Raw genomic sequence first — 15,999 nt, forward strand, 5'->3', positions numbered from 1 at the left:
TGCGAGAAGAGAGCGGGTCGAGACGGGACGTGCGCAGCCCGCAGCCGTGAGCGGCCGGGCGTGCGAGAAGAGGTGAGGAGGGGTGAGAGGCGCGGACAGGTACCTACGCGTTGCGGGGCCCGCCGGCGCCCGGCACCGGGAAGGCTCCCGTGGCGCGCCGGGTGATCTCGCCGTAGATCTCCGGGTCGGTGGTGTAGTCGCCGAGCTGTACGGTCTTCCGGCTGCCGTGGTAGTCGCTGGAGCCGGTGGCCAGCAGCCCCAGTTCCTTGGCGAGTCCGCGCAGCCGGGCCCTGGTCGGCTCGTCGTGGTCCATGTGGTCGACCTCGATCCCGTCGAGGCCCGCGGCGGCGAGCCGTGCGATGGCCGCCTCGGGCACCACTTCGCCGCGCTTGACGGCGAGCGGGTGGGCGAAGACGGTGACGCCACCGGCGGCCTTGACCAGCCGGATCGCGTCGAACGGGTCGAGCTCGTGCTTCTGTGCGTAGGCGCGTCCGCCGTCCGCGAGCCACTCGGGCGTGAAGGCGTCCGAGACCGTCTCGACGACGCCGAGCTCGACGAGCGCGGTGGCGATGTGCGGCCTGCCGACCGAGCCGCCCCCCGCGATCCGGGCGACCTGCTGCCACTCGACCGGGACGCCGAGTTCCTGGAGCTTGCGGACCATGGTCTGTGCACGCGGCACCCGGTCGTCCCGTACCAGCTCGCGTTCGCGTGCCAGTTCCGGCTCGTCGGGGTCGAAGAGGTACGCGAGCATGTGCAGCCCCACACCGTCGACCCGGCAGGAGAGCTCGGCGCCGGTGACGAGGGTGAGGCCCTCGGGGAGCGCGGCAATCGCCTCGGCATGGCCGCGGGCGGTGTCGTGGTCGGTGAGGGCGACGACATCGAGGCCCGCGGCGGCGGCGTTCCGCACCAGCTCCGCGGGGCTGTCCGTGCCGTCCGAGGCAGTGGAGTGGGTGTGCAGGTCGATGCGCACGACGCGTACTCCAGTGCTCGCAGCCGGACAGGGGGGACGCCCAAGGATAACCGGCATTCGAACAGCGCCCGGCCGGTCACGACGACGCCCGGGCGCGCGTCCGGCGGTCAGGGCCGGTCGAGCAGCCGTGGTGTGAGCGCCCCGCACGGCACGAGTTCGGCCTCCGCCCCGGCCTCGCGCAGATCGGTCAGTATCAGTTCGTCGTACATCAGCAGCCCGGACTGCTCGGGCCAGACGATCGCCCAGAGCCAGAGCCCGCGTGCCTCACCGGCGAAGACCGCCCGGTCCTCGGGGGCGCCCTTGACGTGCCAGAGCGAGGTGGGGCGTCCGGCGGCGAGCACCTTGGCGTCGGGAGGTCCGTCGACATGGAGGTACGGGCCGGGGTCGGGGCCGTCGATCCCGGCGTAGCGCGCACCGAGTCCGACCCCCAGCTCCTCGGCGACGAGCAGCAGCTCGCCCATACCGCCCAGTGGACCGGGGCCCGAGCAGGCGACGACGGTGGCGCGGCCGCCGCTGCGGTCGTCGCCCGCGTACGAGACACCGGTGAACAGCCAGCCGACCGGCAGCGGCCAGGGCATCCACACCGGCACCTGGGCGCGGGCCACCACCACCCCGAGCGCCTCGACGCTGGGCGGGATCACCGGCTGCAGCGGATACACGGCGCCATGCACCGCGCACTGCCAGGTGTCGGCGAAAAGACCGGGCGCCCTGACCCGGCCTCCGCACTTCGGGCAACTGGGTTCGCCCCTCATAGCGACCAACGGTCCTCCCCGGCTGTCGCCGCGTCAAGGACGATCACCCGTCCGCAGCGTGGCTCCCACCAGGGGCATTAGATGTAGCTTGCAATTATTAGCTTCTCTAACTTATTCTGTGCATAACGCACCGATCTAGTGGAGAGCGAGAAGACCCATGCAGGGAGAGGATCCGTTCGATCAGGGAGCGGGCAGCATCCTGCGCCAGCCGAAGGCCGTCTGGGCCACCGCGGGCGCCTCTGTTGTCGCGTTCATGGGAATCGGGCTGGTGGACCCGATTCTGCCGTCCATCGCCAAGGGGCTCGAGGCGACGCCCAGCCAGGTGTCCCTGCTCTTCACCTCGTACTTCCTGATCACCGCGGTCGCGATGCTCGTCACCGGCTTCGTCTCCAGCCGGATCGGCGGCCGCAAGACGCTGCTGACCGGTCTCGCGCTCGTCGTCGTCTTCGCCGCACTCTCCGGCACCTCGTCGTCCGTGGCGGAACTCGTCGGGTTCCGGGCCGGCTGGGGCCTCGGCAACGCGCTCTTCGTCTCGACCGCGCTCGCCGTGATCGTCGGCGCGGCGGCGGGCGGCAGTTCGGCGGCGATCCTGCTGTACGAATCGGCACTCGGCCTCGGCATGGCGTGCGGGCCGCTGCTCGGCGCGCTGCTCGGCGACGCCAGCTGGCGCTATCCGTTCTTCGGCACCGCGGCCCTGATGGCGATCGGCTTCATCTGCATCACGGCGTTCCTGAAGGAACAGCCGAAGCCCGCCCGCAGGACCTCACTGCTCGACCCGGTCAAGGCGCTCGGCCACGGCGGCCTCGCCTCCGTCGCGGCCTCGGCGTTCTTCTACAACTACGCGTTCTTCACGATCCTGGCGTTCACGCCGTTCGTGCTGAACATGACGCCGTACAAGTCCGGAGCGGTCTTCTTCGCCTGGGGTCTGCTGCTCGCCGTCTTCTCGGTGCTCGTCGCGCCCCGGCTGCAGAAGCGCCTCGGCTCGCTCAAGGTGCTCGGCGCCTCACTGGTGCTGCTCGCCGCCGACCTGCTGATCCTCGGCTACGGCAACCACACCACAGCCATCGTCTGCACGATCGTCTCGGGCGCCTTCATCGGCATGAACAACACCGTCTACACGGAGCTGGCGCTCGGCGTCTCGGACGCGCCACGCCCGGTGGCGAGCGCGGGTTACAACTTCGTCCGCTGGTTCGCCGCGGCAGCCGCCCCGTACCTCGCCCCGAAGATCGAGGAATGGAGCAACATCCACATCCCGTTCGTGGTCGCCGCGGTCGCGGCCGTCGTCGGCGCGGTCGTCGTCCGGGTCCGGCGCACGGCACTGACCCATGAGGCGCAGGAGCTGGAGCCGAAGCACGCCACCGAGGACGGCGTCACCGCCTTCGCCAACTGACCCTTGCGCGAACCCTGTTCCGCCCCGCCCGCGGCTCCCCCTCCTGGCCGCGCGGCGGGGCTTCCCCCTGCACGTATGGCGTTCGTCTCAGTCCAGGGCCACGGAGGTACGCAGCGGATCCCGCAGATCCGTCCCGTGCGACAACCACCGTTCGTGGAGCTCCTGCGCCCCGCGGACCCGCTTCCACGCCGCCTCGTTGGGCGTCATCGGCAGCAGCGGCAGGAACCGCACCGGCTCCATCGGCCCGCCCGTCTCCCGGCCGCCGCCCCCCACGGAGCCGCTGCGCGGTGCAGGCTCGTTCAGTTCCAGGTCCTCGACCAGCCCGCCCGGCTCGGCGACCAGCACGGAGCTGAACGGCGCCCCGGGCCACAGTGGTTCACCCAGGTCCAGCGAGGCGCCGGGAGCCACGACCAACCCCTCGACCTGCGGGGAAGCCGCCAGCACGGCCAGTGGGCGGAGCACCTTGTCCGTGTCGGCGAGCCCGGCCCGCACGGAGAGGACGAGCTCGGCGCGCGGCCCCTTCACCGGGTCCGCGAGGGCCGCGGTCGGATCGGACATCGGCTGGGCGGACATGCCGAGCGTGGCGTAGCGCACCACATCGCCGTCGATGAAACGGAGTACCTCGATCCGGTCTGTACCGAGAAACGTCACCGCGGCGCGCGCGTCCGGTTCACCGAGAGCCGTACGGAGCCGGGCCTCGACCAGAGCAAGAATTTCTTCCATGCTGCGAGCATAGGACGCGTATGGAACGGGCAAAGTAAGGGATTGGGCCGGAGTCGGCTGATAGTCTTGGCCGCTGGTCGGGACAGCACGCAGAAGCGTCGCTCTCAGTCCCGACAACACGTCATCCCCCACGGGGGACCGGCTGGAGGAGGTGGGGCTGCAATGGACCGAAGTCGATCGTGCAGTACCAACCGCTCTTCCGCCCCACACCCTTCTTCGGTGATCTGACGCCTCCCCCGTCAGGACTCAGGGCGTTGCGCACGACGGAAGAGCACTCCTTTTTTGCCTGTCTGTAGCGAACGCCGTCATCGCGCCGCCGCGGTGCCGCCCGCTTTGCGGATGTGAGCACACGTCCCCATTCCGGGCTGTTCCACGTGCCCGACGACGGCCCTCCGTGAAGGAGCCAGCCATGTCGATGATCCGTGACCTGCGCGCTGCCGTGCGCCCGTCCCTGCGCAAGACCAACGCCCTGCACAGCAGTTACGACACCACCCGTGACCCGTCCGCCTCCAGCGCGGTCGTCGACTGCGCGGTCTACCGCGACGGACGCCGCGTGGAGAGCGCCGGCTGCCTGACCCCGCACGAAGCGATGCTTCGGGTGCGCGAGGACGGCGGCTTCGCCTGGATCGGCCTGCACGAGCCGACCGAGGAGGAATTCGCCGGGATCGCCCGGGAGTTCGGCCTCCACCCGCTCGCCGTCGAGGACGCCGTCCACGCCCACCAGCGGCCCAAGCTGGAGCGGTACGACGACACGCTCTTCACCGTCTTCAAGACCATCCACTACGTCGAGCACGCCGAGCTCACCGCGACCAGCGAGGTCGTCGAGACCGGTGAGGTGATGTGCTTCACCGGCCGGGACTTCGTCATCACCGTCCGGCACGGCGGACACGGCTCGCTGCGGGCGCTGCGCCACCGGCTGCAGGACGACCCGGAGCTGCTCGCCAAGGGACCTTCGTCGGTCCTGCACTCCATCGCCGACCATGTCGTCGACGGCTACATCGCCGTGGCCGGCGCCGTCCAGGACGACATCGACGAGGTGGAGATCGAGGTCTTCTCCACCCCCGCGAAGGGCAGCCCGCGCGGCTCGGACGCAAGCCGGATCTACCAGCTGAAGCGTGAGGTCCTGGAGTTCAAGCGGGCCGTCTCCCCGCTGCTGCGGCCCATGCAGCTGCTCAGCGAGCGGCCGATGCGGCTGATCGATCCGGACATCCAGAAGTACTTCCGGGACGTCGCCGACCACCTGGCACGGGTTCACGAAGAGGTCATCGGCTTCGACGAACTGCTGAACTCGATCCTGCAGGCCAACCTGGCACAGGCGACCGTCGCGCAGAACGAGGACATGCGCAAGATCACGTCCTGGGCGGCCATCATCGCCGTACCGACGATGATCTGCGGCGTCTACGGCATGAACTTCAAGCACATGCCGGAGCTGCGGTGGACGTACGGCTATCCGATGGTGATGGGCGTCATCGGGGTCGTCTGCTTCTCCATCCATCGCTCGCTCAAGCGCAACGGCTGGCTCTAATACAGTTGACGGCATGACTGCTGCTGCCGCTGACTCGCTGCTCGGACCGGCCCTCGTCGAGGAGGCCACCAAGAAGTCCGGCCTGATCTGGGTACGGGGCACCGGGCCCGCGCGGGCGCTGTGGCACGTCTGGCACGAAGGCGCGGCCCATCTCGTCGGGGACGGCCCCGGCGAGCAGCCGCTCCCGGCCGGCCTCACCGACGGGTCCGCCGCCGAGGTGACCGTGCGCAGCAAGGACAAGGGCGGCCGGCTGATCGCCTGGACCGCCGCCGTGACGGAGCTCGCACCGCACTCCGAGGAGTGGGAGGCGGCGGTCGCCGAACTCAAGGGCAAGCGGCTGAACGCGCCGGACGCCGAGCAGATGACCGAGCGCTGGGCGAGCACGTGCCGGGTGCTGCGGCTGGCGCCCGGCGAATCCCGCACGGAGCTGCCGGACACCTCGCACGCGGCGGCGCCGCTGCCGACCCCGGCGACCACCCGCCGTCCCGTCCCTCACGCGCTCCCGCGGTTGCTGCTGAAGCGCCGCCGCTGAGGGCTGTCCCGTCGTTCCGCCGGGGATTGCGGGACGGCCCTGAGGGTCTTTCGTTCACGCAGGGTTCATGGGCTCGGCACGCACGTCTGCCGCGGCGTCACGAGGTCGACCTGGGGAGCTGCTGCCCGTAGTCGACGGTGTCATCCTTGGCCGGGGCCTCCAGCGTGAAGTCCGTGCCCCAGTCGGCGAGCGTGATGGTGCCCCCGCCGCCGCCACGGGCGAACCGCAGCGGATACGGCGTGCCCTTCAGCGAGACGTCGAGCGCCCCGCCCTCGCCCTTGCCGCCCAGGATCTGGATGGTGCGGACGGAGCCGACCTTGCCGCGGTCGCCCTTGTTGACCTTGCCGTGCAGTGTGAGCATCCCGTCGAGCAGGGTCTTCATGTCCGTGAAGCCGCGCAGCTGCTTGTACGTCGGGTCGTCCTGCGGGACCTTCACATACTTGTCCTGGAGCTTGTCCCCCGCCGCCGCGCCGGAATGGCTGCTCTGCTTGTCCTTCTCCTCATGGCTCCAGAAGCCGGAGTCGGCCTTCAGATAGACCTCGTCACCGATCCGCAGCAACTCGAACGTGCTGGTCCTCGAGGTGACGGAGCCCGTGCCGCCGTCCGCCTTGAGCCTCATGTCGAGCTTGTACGTGCCGCCCTTGCTGACCAGTGTCCCGGCCAGCCGCACCGCGTCCGCGGAGTCGGCCGCAGCCTGCGCCCTCTTCTCGATCTGGGCCGCCGAGAGCCTGCCGATGCCGTTGGTCCCCTTGTCCGGGTCCTCGTCGCCGCACCCCGTCAGGGCTGCGGTCAGCCCCGCACAGAGCACGACGGCAAGAGCGGCCCGGCGGCGGGTCCGGACGGGCGGGACAAAAGAGGTCACTGGCGCACTGCCTCTCATCTGCATGTCGGGGGCTGGCAGACGGCAGCGTACCCGTGTCGCCCACGCCGTCCGGCGCAGAGCCGTACGGACTGCTCACCGGGACGACCCGGAGCGGTACGGGCTAGCCTGATCCCGTCATAATGGTGAAAATCATCCCTGAATGGACCGGCCCTTCTCCACGGGACGGAAGGAGGCGCAGAGCATGGCGGCAGGTGCCCCCCGGGTCTTCGTCTCGCACCTCTCCGGTGTGCCGGTCTTCGACCCCAACGGGGACCAGGTGGGCCGGGTCCGCGATCTGGTCGCGATGCTGCGGGTCGGCGGCCGGCCGCCCCGGCTGCTCGGCCTGGTCGTCGAGGTGCTCAGCCGCCGCCGCATCTTCCTCCCGATGACCCGGGTGACGGGTATCGAGTCCGGTCAGGTCATCACCACCGGCGTGGTCAACATGCGGCGCTTCGAACAGCGGCCCACCGAACGCCTGGTGCTCGGCGAGTTCCTCGACCGGCGGGTCCGCCTCTTGGAGACCGGCGAGGAGGTCACCGTTCTCGATGTCTCCGTGTCGCAGCTCCCGGCCCGCCGCGACTGGGAGATCGACAAGTACTTCGTACGCAAGGGCAAGGGCGGGGCGCTGCGCCGCAAGGGCGAGACCCTGACGGTCGAATGGTCGGCGGTCAGCGGATTCTCACTGGAGGAGGACGGTCAGGGCGCCGAATCACTGGTCGCCACGTTCGAGCAGCTCCGGCCGACCGACGTGGCCAACGCGCTGCACCATCTGTCGGCCAAGCGTCGGGCCGAGGTCGCGGCCGCGCTCGACGACGACCGGCTCGCCGACGTCCTGGAGGAGCTGCCCGGGGACGACCAGGTGGAGATCATCGGCAAGCTCCAGGAGGAGCGCGCCGCCGATGTCCTGGAGGCCATGGACCCGGACGACGCAGCCGACCTGCTCTCCGAACTGCCCGAGGCGGACAAGGAGCGGCTGCTGACGCTGATGCGGCCTGACGACGCGGCGGATGTACGACGCCTCATGTCGTACGAGGAGCGGACCGCGGGCGGTCTGATGACCACCGAGCCGATCATTCTGCGGCCGGACGCGACGGTCGCCGACGCACTCGCGCGGGTCCGGCAGGCGGACCTGTCCCCGGCGCTCGCCGCCCAGGTGTACGTGTGCCGCTCCCCCGACGAGACGCCGACCGGCAAATACCTGGGCACCGTGCACTTTCAGCGGCTGCTGCGGGATCCGCCGTACGCCCTGGTCAGCTCGATCGTCGACAGCGACCTCGTCCCCCTCACGCCGGACACTCCGCTGCCGGACGTGACGAGCTATCTGGCCGCGTACAACCTGGTCTCCGTGCCGGTCGTGGACGAGAGCGGATCACTGCTCGGCGCGGTGACCGTCGACGACGTCCTCGACCACCTGCTGCCCGAGGACTGGCGGGAGACCGACTTCCACGGCGGGGAGGAGATCGCGCGTGGCCGGTGAGGACCGCTCGAAGGGGGCGCCGGCGGGGGCCTCGGGCATCGCGCGCCCGCCCCGTTCCCGGCTGGACCAGCCGAAGTCCCCGCGTCGTCGGCTGCTGCCCGAGTACGACCCCGAGTCGTTCGGCCGGCTCTCCGAACGGATCGCCCGCTTCCTGGGCACCTGGCGGTTCATCGCCTGGATGACACTGGTCATCATCGTCTGGGTGCTGTGGAACGCCTTCGCGCCCGTGGGGTGGCGGTTCGACGGGTACCCGTTCATCTTCCTGACTCTGGTCCTGTCGCTCCAGGCCTCGTACGCGGCCCCGCTGATCCTTCTCGCGCAGAACAGGCAGGCCGACCGCGACCGGGTCACCTACGAGCAGGACCGCAAGCAGAACGAGCGCTCCATCGCGGATACCGAGTACCTCACGCGGGAGATCGCGTCGCTGCGGATGGGGCTCGGCGAGGTCGCCACGCGCGACTGGATCCGCTCCGAACTGGACGACCTCGCGAGGGACCTGCACGACCAGCAGGCCCTGTACCCGGCCGAGAGTGACGAAGACCGCTGACAGGGCTACTCGCGCGTAGCGGCAGGCGCCGTAACATCGTCGGTATGGCTACCGAAGACGCGGTGCGCGAAGCACTGGCGACAGTGAACGACCCGGAGATCCACCGACCGATCACCGAACTCGGCATGGTCAAATCGGTCGAGATCGCGGCTGACGGTGCGGTCGCTGTCACGGTGTATCTCACTGTCTCCGGCTGCCCGATGCGCGAGACCATCACCAAGAACGTGACCGATGCGGTGGCGAAGGTCGAAGGCGTCACACGGGTCGACGTCACGCTCGACGTGATGAGTGACGAACAGCGCAAGGAGCTCGCGTCGTCGCTGCGCGGCGGTACGGCGGAACGCGAGGTGCCGTTCGCCAAGCCCGGCTCGCTGACCCGGGTGTACGCGGTGGCGTCCGGCAAGGGCGGCGTCGGCAAGTCGTCGGTGACGGTGAACCTGGCCGCGGCGATGGCGGCCGACGGCCTCAAGGTCGGCGTCGTGGACGCGGACATCTACGGGCACAGCGTGCCGCGGATGCTCGGCGCCGACGGCAGGCCGACCCAGGTCGAGAACATGATCATGCCGCCGTCGGCGCACGGCGTGAAGGTCATCTCGATCGGCATGTTCACCCCGGGCAACGCCCCGGTGGTGTGGCGCGGACCGATGCTGCACCGCGCACTGCAGCAGTTCCTCGCGGATGTGTACTGGGGCGACCTGGACGTCCTGCTGCTCGACCTGCCGCCGGGCACCGGTGACATCGCGATCTCCGTGGCCCAGCTCGTGCCGAACGCCGAGATCCTCGTCGTCACGACCCCGCAGATGGCCGCGGCCGAGGTGGCCGAGCGGGCTGGCTCGATCGCCGTGCAGACCCACCAGAAAATCGTCGGCGTGGTCGAGAACATGTCGGGCCTGCCGTGCCCGCACTGCGACGAGATGGTCGACGTGTTCGGCACCGGTGGCGGCCAGAAGGTCGCCGAGGGCCTGACCAGGACGGTCGGCGCGGAGGTCCCGGTCCTCGGCTCCATTCCGATCGACGTACGCCTGCGCGAGGGCGGCGACGAGGGCAAGCCGGTGGTCCTCTCGGACCCGGACTCCCCGGCCGGCAAGGCCCTGCGCACGATCGCCGACAGGCTGGGTGGCCGCCGGCGCGGTCTGTCGGGCATGTCGCTGGGCATCACCCCCCGCAACAAGTTCTGAACCGCGGCCCTCTGACGGGGCCGCAACACAACCGCCGGGCAGGGCATCGGGCCCCGCCCGGCGGCACTGTCGGTCCCGTTCGGCGAGCGATCCCACGGCGCGCGGCGGCACCGTCGAGCCGTCCGGCGATCGAGGTCGGAGCGGCAACCGGGCGCCCCGGTCACCGCACCCGCTACGCGTACGTCGCGATGTCCTCCACCACGGAGAACCCCAGCCCGTACGCGCTCATCCCCCGCCCGTACGCGCCGATGTGCACCCCGCCCGGTGCCGACCCCGCCAGCACCCAGCCGAACTCGGACTCCCGGTAGTGGAACGGCACCGGAACACCGTCCACCGGCAGGGACAGCACCGACCATGCGGGCCCGTCCAGATCGTCGGCGAGTTCGAACGCCGTCTCCGTCTGCTGGTCCAGCCAGTCGTCGCGCAGCGCGTGGTCCAACTGCGGGGGCCACGTGTACGCCAGCAGACCCGAGCCCGCCAGCCACGCCGCCGACGACACCGTGGTCGCCTCCAGCACCCCCGTACCGTCGCCACTGCGCCGCACGGGACTGCTCGCCACCGTCACCACGGCCGCGAACCGGTGCTTCTCGCTGCCGGAGTCACGCACCTGAGGTTCCTCACCGTGCCCGGTCGAACCGTGCTGCACCGTGCCGTCCGCCGCCGTGCCGACCTGCATCAGCCAGCGCGGCCCGGTGAAGGCCTCGTCCAGTCCGTACCACGGGAACGACGCCTGCAGATAGCCGTCGACCGTACGCCGGGTCGCCGGCACACCCTCTGCGGTGACTGTGCTGGGTGCACCTTCCGCGCCTACCCGACTCGTCGTCTCCATCTGCCCGGCCGCCTCCTCAATCCCTAGGGGTCCGCAGCGGCCCGCCCCCCTCGGGCGTCCTCGCAACCGGACAGATGGAGAATAGCGATACCGTCCGGACGAGTCGGGATTGACCGGTGTCAGGTGGCGTCTGCGTCGAAGGGCGGACGCTCGTCCTTCGCAGGCTGCTCGCGTTTCTTGAGCAGGTCGGGGGCGCCCGGGGAGCCGTTCGCCGCAGTGATCGCCGCGCTGCCCGACACGCCGCCCGCCAAGTCCTTGGACGCGCTCTCGCGACCGTTGACCGCGTCGGTGACCTCGGCCATCTCCTTGCGGAGATCGAAGCTCTCGCGGATCTCCTTCAGCCCGAGATCGTCGTTTCCGTCCATGAGCTGCTTGCGGACGAACGTCTTCGGGTTGAGGTCCTCGAACTCGAAGTCCTTGAACTCCGGGCCGAGCTCCGTACGGATGTCTTCCTTGGCGCTCTCGGAGAACTCGCGGATCTTGCGGATGAAGCGTGAGGCGTCCTGGATGACCTTGGGCAGCTTGTCCGGGCCGAAGATCAGCACGCCGAGGATCACGAGCGTCACCAGCTCTAGTGCGCCTATGTCATTGAACACCTTGTTGCTCCTCGTGTTCCCCGAGCCCAGGTCGGATGAGGTCCGGACCCGGACCACGGTACCCGCCCGAACTGTCCGGGCGGTAGCGTCCCGGGGGCGTCAGCTGCCGGTTGCCGACCCCAGAGTCAAAGTCATGGACAGGTCTTTACCACCGCGGGTCAAACCGAGGTCCAGACGGTCACCCGGACGGTGCGCCCGGATCTTCACGATCAGCTCCTCGCCACTGTGCACCCGCTGCCCGTCGACCTCGGTGATGATGTCGCCCGGCTTGATGCCGGCCTTCGCCCCGGGACCGCCGGGTGTCACCGCGGGCTTGCCCGCCGCGCCCTTCGCACCGACCTTGGCACCGTCACCGGTGTACTTCATGTCCAAGGTCACACCGATCACCGGATGCGTGGCTCTGCCGGTGTTGATCAGCTCCTCGGCGACCCGCTTGCCCTGATTGATCGGGATGGCGAAGCCGAGGCCGATGGAGCCGGCCTGGCCGCCCTCGGTCGACGAACTGTTGTCGGCGGCGCGGATGGCGCTGTTGATACCTATGACATGGGCGTCGGTGTCGACGAGCGGGCCCCCGGAGTTGCCCGGGTTGATCGGGGCGTCAGTCTGCAGCGCGTCGACGTAGCTGATGTCGCTGCCGTCGCCCTTCTCGCCGCCCGCGGTGATCGGCCGGTCCTTGGCGCTGATGATGCCGGAGGTGACGGTGTTGGACAGGTCGAAGGGGGCGCCGATGGCCACCACCGGGTCGCCGACCTGCACATTGTCGGAATTGCCCAGCGGCAGCGGCTTGAGTCCGGAGACGCCGGTGACCTTGACCACGGCCAGGTCGTAACCGCTGTCCTTGCCGACGACCTCGGCGCGCGCGGTCTCGCCGCCGCTGAACGTCACCGTGATGGAACCGGAGGAGCCGGCCGGGGCGACGACATGGTTGTTGGTGAGGATGTGGCCCGACTTGTCGAGGACGAAGCCGGTGCCGGTGCCGGATTCGGTGGTGCCACTGACATGGAGGGTGACCACGCTGGGCAGGGCGCTGGCGGCGATGCCCGCGACGCTGTCGGGGGCGCGGCCGCCGCTGTTCCTCGCGGTCTGCGGAAGCTCGACCGTGGTCAGACCTCCGTTGCGCTCGACGTAGGCACCGATGCCGCCACCGATGCCGCCCGCCACCAGGGCAAGCAGCAGTGCTCCGACGAGCAGGGAGCCGCGTCGGCTCTTCCTGCGCCCGCCCTCCGACCCCAGAGGGGGGCCGGGGTGGGTCAGCGGCTGCCGGGGCGCACCCCAGGGGTCGTACTGCACCCACTGCGAGGACTGCGGCGGCTGGGACGGGGGCGTGAAGGCCGGGGCAGGGGCCGGGACGGGCGCGGGGGCCGTGGGCATGCCTGTGTCGGTCGTGCCGGTGCCTGCGTACGAGGGGGGCAGAGGAGTGCCGTGCGCCGGTGTCGGCACCGGGCGCTGTACGGGTGGTGCGGGCGCCCAGGGGCCGGGGCCGCCGTACGGCGGGGTGCTGTACTCATCGGGCTCGTGCAACGGCTTCACCGCAGGCGCCGGCGTCTGGGCCGTCGCTGCGGGTGCATGCACCCCGGACTCGGACGTCACCGGTGCGGGTGCCACCAGTGGTGCGGGCGCCACGGGCTCGGGCGGTGCCGACTGGGCGGGGAGTACGGGCGCCGGGCTCACGTCTGCGACGACCGTGGTGTCCAGGTCACCGGCCGGTGTGTCCACGGCCCGCACGTCCTCCGCCGGGAGGGGGGCGTCCTGCGGCGCTGATGCGGTGGTGCGCCCCGCCGTGGGGCGGCTCCACCACTTCGCCTTCGGCCCGGTGGGCTTCCCGTCGTCCATGTTCTCCCCGCAACCGCCACAACTGGCCTCTGCACGCGCCCGAAAGGACGTCCCTCCCGGTAATTCCTCCGGGGATTCAACCAGGTTTGCGAATCGCTGCGCAGGCCCCCGTCAGCGCCGGGCGGAAAGCGGCAGACGACGATCGGCGGAGGCGGGCAGGGCTGCCGTCGACGTGGGCGTCCGGGACGCGGTCGGCGAGGGCGTGGGAGAAACGGGGTTCAGGCCGCTTCCGAGCGCGTGCGTGAACAGCGGGCTGGCGGTGGTCGGAGGTATCAGCGGGGACCCGGACACATCCGTCAGTACCGCCGCGGCGAAGGGGTTGGCCGTGAGCCGACCGGTGCCGAACAGGGCGGGGACAGGTGCCGCGGCATTCGGCGGCTGGGCCGGGGTACCGGTCGTGGAACCACCGCCGGGCACGCCGTACGTGCCGAGGCCGCTGCCACCGCGACGGCTGGTCACGCTGCCGCTCTCGGCCCGCGCGGCGGCATCGAGCGGAGTGACGTTGCTTCCGGCGCCCTCCGCGCGGGTCGCGGCGTCGGGACCTGCTCCTGTCGGCAGGGCGCCACCCAGCGCGATGGCCGCCAGCGAGACGGCGCTGGCCGCCGCGAAGGCGAACCTGCGGCCGCGCCACGGCGACCGGTCCCCTTCCCGGCCCACCTCATGGATTCGGAAGGCCGAACGCGATCCGTCGACCGGAAGCACGGCCGTCGAGCCGTGCGGCGTCCCGAGATAGCCGAAACGGTCCAGCGGCGACGTTCCCGAAGGCGGATCGGTGCGGCTGCCGGGGGGCTGCACCACCGGGAAAAGTCCGTCGGCGAAGCGCCCGGAGCCGCCGAATGGTCTTCCTTGGCGGTCGTCGTCACCGCCCGGTCCCCCGGGAAGGCCCTGCAGCCGGGCGAGGAACCCCTCGGACGGCGACGGCGGGGCGGACTGTGCGAAGACACTCTTCAGCCGCCGCTGGGCGGCAGCCTCGGCCTTGCACTTCGCGCAGGTCGCGAGATGGGCGAGCACCCGATCGCGGGCATCATGTTTGAGCTCACCGTCGACAAGCGCGGCGAGGCGGTCCCCCAGGTGCTGTTCCGCAGGGGTCGGACCTGTGCCACTCACGCCGGCCCGCCCTCCCCTGCCACCACTGCTCCCGCCAGCGAGCGCTGCTCGGCGCGGGCCTCGGGAGAGCGGTGCTGCAGAGCCTTGCGCAGGTGCGAGCGGCCGCGGTGGATACGGCTGCGCACGGTACCGAGCTTCACACCGAGGGTCGCGGCGATCTCCTCGTACGAAAGTCCCTCGATGTCGCAGAGCACGACCGCGGCACGGAATTCGGGCGCAAGTGTGTCCAGTGCCTGCTGCACGTCCGCGTCGAAGTGGGTGTCGTTGAAGACCTGCTGCGGAGACGGCTCACGGCTCGGCAGCCGCTCGGCGGCGTCGTCACCGAGGGAGTCGAAACGGATCCGCTGCTTACGACGGACCATGTCCAGGAACAGGTTGGTCGTGATGCGGTGCAGCCAGCCCTCGAAGGTGCCGGGCGTGTAGGTCGACAGCGAACGGAACACCCGGACGAAGACCTCCTGAGTGAGGTCCTCGGCGTCGTGCTGGTTTCCCGTCAGACGGTAGGCAAGGCGGTAGACACGACCGCTGTGCGTGCTGACGATCTCTTCCCATGAGGGCGGCATCCACGCCTGGGAGTCCGCATCTGAGGCGAAGGTCGCGGTCGGTGCGGAGTCGTTGGAAGAACGGTCAGCAATGTTGGTCACGGATTTCGGCTCACCCGCTGATCTGAGAAAGCGCCGCAGCACTCGTCCCCGACCCACAGGAGCAGCCGCACCTCCCCTGTCGGCTCTGGTGGTGTCCAGTGGAGCCCCTACCATAGCCACCTCGCCCGTTAGCTCCGGATAAGCCTTTTTCCTGCTGGGGTCCGGGATCGTCCCCGGAACCGCCGGCCCATGGTCCCGGACCCGATCTTCGGGCAGGATCCATGAGCTTTCCCCTGCCCCTTCCTAACGCCCGGTCCCATCTGCGGGTTCCCGGGTGCAGCGGATACAGTCACCGTTGCGCCAACTACGGGGACAGGAGAGGGTCATTACCGCCAACCGGCAGACGAGCTGGGCGTTCGCCGACGCCTTTGTCGCCGAGGACGAAGCACTGCGCTGGGCCAGAGACCGGGCCCGGGAGGCAGGGCTCCGCTCGGTGTCACCGGGCACCGGCGCCGCGCTGCGCTTGCTCGCTGCCACGACCGACGCCAAGGCGGTGGCCGAAATCGGCACCGGAACCGGCGTGTCCGGCATCTATCTGCTGCACGGGATGCGGCCGGACGGGGTGCTGACCACGGTCGACCCGGAGCCGGAGCGGCAGCAGTTCGCCCGCGAGGCCTTCCGGGCTTCGGGGTTCGCGGCCAATCGGGCCCGTTTCATCCCCGGTCGAGCCCTCGACGTACTTCCGCGGCTCGCGGACGGCGGATACGACCTCGTGTTCTGCGACGGCGACCGGCTGGAGAGCCTGGACTGCCTCGCTGAATCGTTGCGCCTGCTGCGACCTGGCGGTCTGGTCTGCTTCGAAGGCGTCTTCGCGGACGGCCGTACGGTCGACTCCGCGGCGCAGCCGGCGGAGGTACTGCGGCTGCGGGAGCTGTTGCGGGCGGTGCGGGAGAGCCAGGAACTGATGGCCACCTTGCTGCCGGTGGGCGACGGGTTGCTCTGCGCCGTCCGGCGCGGGTGACCGCTCGTAGCCCCTTTCCCCTCACCGGGCCGGCCGGGCGCCCTCGCCCCCCGACCTGCTCCACAGCCTCGGA

General features: G+C 70.3%; 16 protein-coding genes. 7 read left to right on the top strand and 9 right to left on the bottom strand.

Features of this window, described 5'->3' with window-relative positions; genetic code table 11:
* Positions 1–103: 103 nt before the first annotated feature.
* Entirely contained in the window at positions 104–970 is an 867-nt protein-coding gene (locus ACFU6I_RS21290; RefSeq protein WP_384368948.1) for a PHP domain-containing protein, read from the bottom strand.
* 107 nt (positions 971–1,077) lie between these two features.
* A complete protein-coding gene (locus ACFU6I_RS21295) occupies positions 1,078–1,722 on the bottom strand; it encodes a DUF6758 family protein (protein WP_345510513.1) in 645 nt (214 codons plus the stop codon).
* Between the two features lie 157 nt (positions 1,723–1,879).
* Between ACFU6I_RS21295 and ACFU6I_RS21300 the strand changes: the two genes are divergently transcribed.
* Entirely contained in the window at positions 1,880–3,112 is a 1,233-nt protein-coding gene (locus ACFU6I_RS21300; RefSeq protein WP_384368951.1) for an MFS transporter, read from the top strand.
* An 87-nt stretch (positions 3,113–3,199) separates the two neighbouring features.
* On the opposite strand, the gene ACFU6I_RS21305 is transcribed toward ACFU6I_RS21300, so the two are convergent.
* Positions 3,200–3,835, bottom strand: coding sequence for a suppressor of fused domain protein (locus tag ACFU6I_RS21305; RefSeq protein ID WP_384368954.1), 636 nt, complete (start codon positions 3,833–3,835; stop codon positions 3,200–3,202).
* 409 nt (positions 3,836–4,244) lie between these two features.
* Here ACFU6I_RS21305 and ACFU6I_RS21310 point away from each other — a divergent pair, with 409 nt between their 5' ends.
* Positions 4,245–5,360, top strand: a complete 1,116-nt coding sequence (locus tag ACFU6I_RS21310) for a magnesium and cobalt transport protein CorA (protein WP_384368957.1) — start codon at positions 4,245–4,247, stop codon at positions 5,358–5,360.
* 13 nt (positions 5,361–5,373) lie between these two features.
* The gene (locus ACFU6I_RS21315) at positions 5,374–5,892 is read left to right on the top strand and encodes a hypothetical protein (protein WP_384368960.1); all 519 of its coding nucleotides are present in this window, start codon (positions 5,374–5,376) and stop codon (positions 5,890–5,892) included.
* Between the two features lie 97 nt (positions 5,893–5,989).
* Here ACFU6I_RS21315 and ACFU6I_RS21320 read toward each other — a convergent pair whose 3' ends face one another.
* On the bottom strand, positions 5,990–6,754 hold the full coding sequence (locus ACFU6I_RS21320; RefSeq protein WP_384368963.1) for a hypothetical protein: 765 nt from the start codon (positions 6,752–6,754) through the stop codon (positions 5,990–5,992).
* Between the two features lie 202 nt (positions 6,755–6,956).
* On the opposite strand from ACFU6I_RS21320, the gene ACFU6I_RS21325 reads away from it, so the two are divergent.
* Genes ACFU6I_RS21325 through ACFU6I_RS21335 form a run of 3 tightly spaced genes read left to right on the top strand, consistent with a single transcriptional unit; the run spans position 6,957 to position 9,956 of the window.
* A complete protein-coding gene (locus ACFU6I_RS21325) occupies positions 6,957–8,231 on the top strand; it encodes a magnesium transporter MgtE N-terminal domain-containing protein (RefSeq protein WP_384368966.1) in 1,275 nt (424 codons plus the stop codon).
* Positions 8,221–8,778 carry a DUF1003 domain-containing protein gene (locus ACFU6I_RS21330; RefSeq protein ID WP_384368969.1) on the top strand — a complete coding sequence of 186 codons (558 nt, stop codon included), beginning with the start codon at positions 8,221–8,223 and terminating at the stop codon, positions 8,776–8,778. The genes ACFU6I_RS21325 and ACFU6I_RS21330 overlap by 11 nt, the downstream gene beginning before the upstream one ends.
* A 44-nt stretch (positions 8,779–8,822) precedes the next feature.
* Positions 8,823–9,956, top strand: coding sequence for an Mrp/NBP35 family ATP-binding protein (locus tag ACFU6I_RS21335; protein ID WP_345510522.1), 1,134 nt, complete (start codon positions 8,823–8,825; stop codon positions 9,954–9,956).
* Between the two features lie 172 nt (positions 9,957–10,128).
* On the opposite strand, the gene ACFU6I_RS21340 is transcribed toward ACFU6I_RS21335, so the two are convergent.
* From ACFU6I_RS21340 to sigE, 5 genes are all read right to left on the bottom strand, one after another.
* Complete coding sequence (locus tag ACFU6I_RS21340) at positions 10,129–10,785, bottom strand: hypothetical protein (protein ID WP_384368972.1); 657 nt, start codon at positions 10,783–10,785, stop codon at positions 10,129–10,131.
* A 119-nt stretch (positions 10,786–10,904) separates the two neighbouring features.
* Positions 10,905–11,381, bottom strand: a complete 477-nt coding sequence (locus tag ACFU6I_RS21345) for a sec-independent translocase (RefSeq protein ID WP_384368975.1) — start codon at positions 11,379–11,381, stop codon at positions 10,905–10,907.
* A 99-nt stretch (positions 11,382–11,480) separates the two neighbouring features.
* Entirely contained in the window at positions 11,481–13,214 is a 1,734-nt protein-coding gene (locus ACFU6I_RS21350) for a S1C family serine protease (protein ID WP_384368978.1), read from the bottom strand.
* A 111-nt stretch (positions 13,215–13,325) separates the two neighbouring features.
* Positions 13,326–14,321 (bottom strand): zf-HC2 domain-containing protein, encoded by a 996-nt coding sequence (locus ACFU6I_RS21355; protein ID WP_384368981.1) that lies wholly within the window; start codon positions 14,319–14,321, stop codon positions 13,326–13,328.
* Positions 14,318–15,079, bottom strand: coding sequence for an RNA polymerase sigma factor SigE (sigE, locus tag ACFU6I_RS21360; protein ID WP_384368984.1), 762 nt, complete (start codon positions 15,077–15,079; stop codon positions 14,318–14,320). The genes ACFU6I_RS21355 and sigE overlap by 4 nt, the downstream gene beginning before the upstream one ends.
* 181 nt (positions 15,080–15,260) lie before the next feature.
* Between sigE and ACFU6I_RS21365 the strand changes: the two genes are divergently transcribed.
* A complete protein-coding gene (locus tag ACFU6I_RS21365; RefSeq protein ID WP_037688857.1) occupies positions 15,261–15,926 on the top strand; it encodes an O-methyltransferase in 666 nt (221 codons plus the stop codon).
* The last annotated feature ends 73 nt before the right edge of the window (positions 15,927–15,999 follow it).

This window comes from Streptomyces sp. NPDC057486 (assembly GCF_042802415.1).
In the GTDB taxonomy this organism is placed as follows: domain Bacteria; phylum Actinomycetota; class Actinomycetes; order Streptomycetales; family Streptomycetaceae; genus Streptomyces; species Streptomyces yanii.

What these genes read in the sequence shown, in the direction of transcription:
- ACFU6I_RS21315 (WP_384368960.1), top strand. Translation starts at nt 5,374, where the DNA reads ATGACTGCTGCTGCCGCTGACTCGCTGCTCGGACCGGCCCTCGTCGAG.
- ACFU6I_RS21310 (WP_384368957.1), top strand. Translation starts at nt 4,245, where the DNA reads ATGTCGATGATCCGTGACCTGCGCGCTGCCGTGCGCCCGTCCCTGCGC.
- ACFU6I_RS21335 (WP_345510522.1), top strand. Translation starts at nt 8,823, where the DNA reads ATGGCTACCGAAGACGCGGTGCGCGAAGCACTGGCGACAGTGAACGAC.
- sigE (WP_384368984.1), bottom strand. Translation starts at nt 15,079, where the DNA reads ATGGTAGGGGCTCCACTGGACACCACCAGAGCCGACAGGGGAGGTGCG.
- ACFU6I_RS21350 (WP_384368978.1), bottom strand. Translation starts at nt 13,214, where the DNA reads ATGGACGACGGGAAGCCCACCGGGCCGAAGGCGAAGTGGTGGAGCCGC.
- ACFU6I_RS21340 (WP_384368972.1), bottom strand. Translation starts at nt 10,785, where the DNA reads ATGGAGACGACGAGTCGGGTAGGCGCGGAAGGTGCACCCAGCACAGTC.
- ACFU6I_RS21295 (WP_345510513.1), bottom strand. Translation starts at nt 1,722, where the DNA reads ATGAGGGGCGAACCCAGTTGCCCGAAGTGCGGAGGCCGGGTCAGGGCG.
- ACFU6I_RS21300 (WP_384368951.1), top strand. Translation starts at nt 1,880, where the DNA reads ATGCAGGGAGAGGATCCGTTCGATCAGGGAGCGGGCAGCATCCTGCGC.
- ACFU6I_RS21305 (WP_384368954.1), bottom strand. Translation starts at nt 3,835, where the DNA reads ATGGAAGAAATTCTTGCTCTGGTCGAGGCCCGGCTCCGTACGGCTCTC.
- ACFU6I_RS21325 (WP_384368966.1), top strand. Translation starts at nt 6,957, where the DNA reads ATGGCGGCAGGTGCCCCCCGGGTCTTCGTCTCGCACCTCTCCGGTGTG.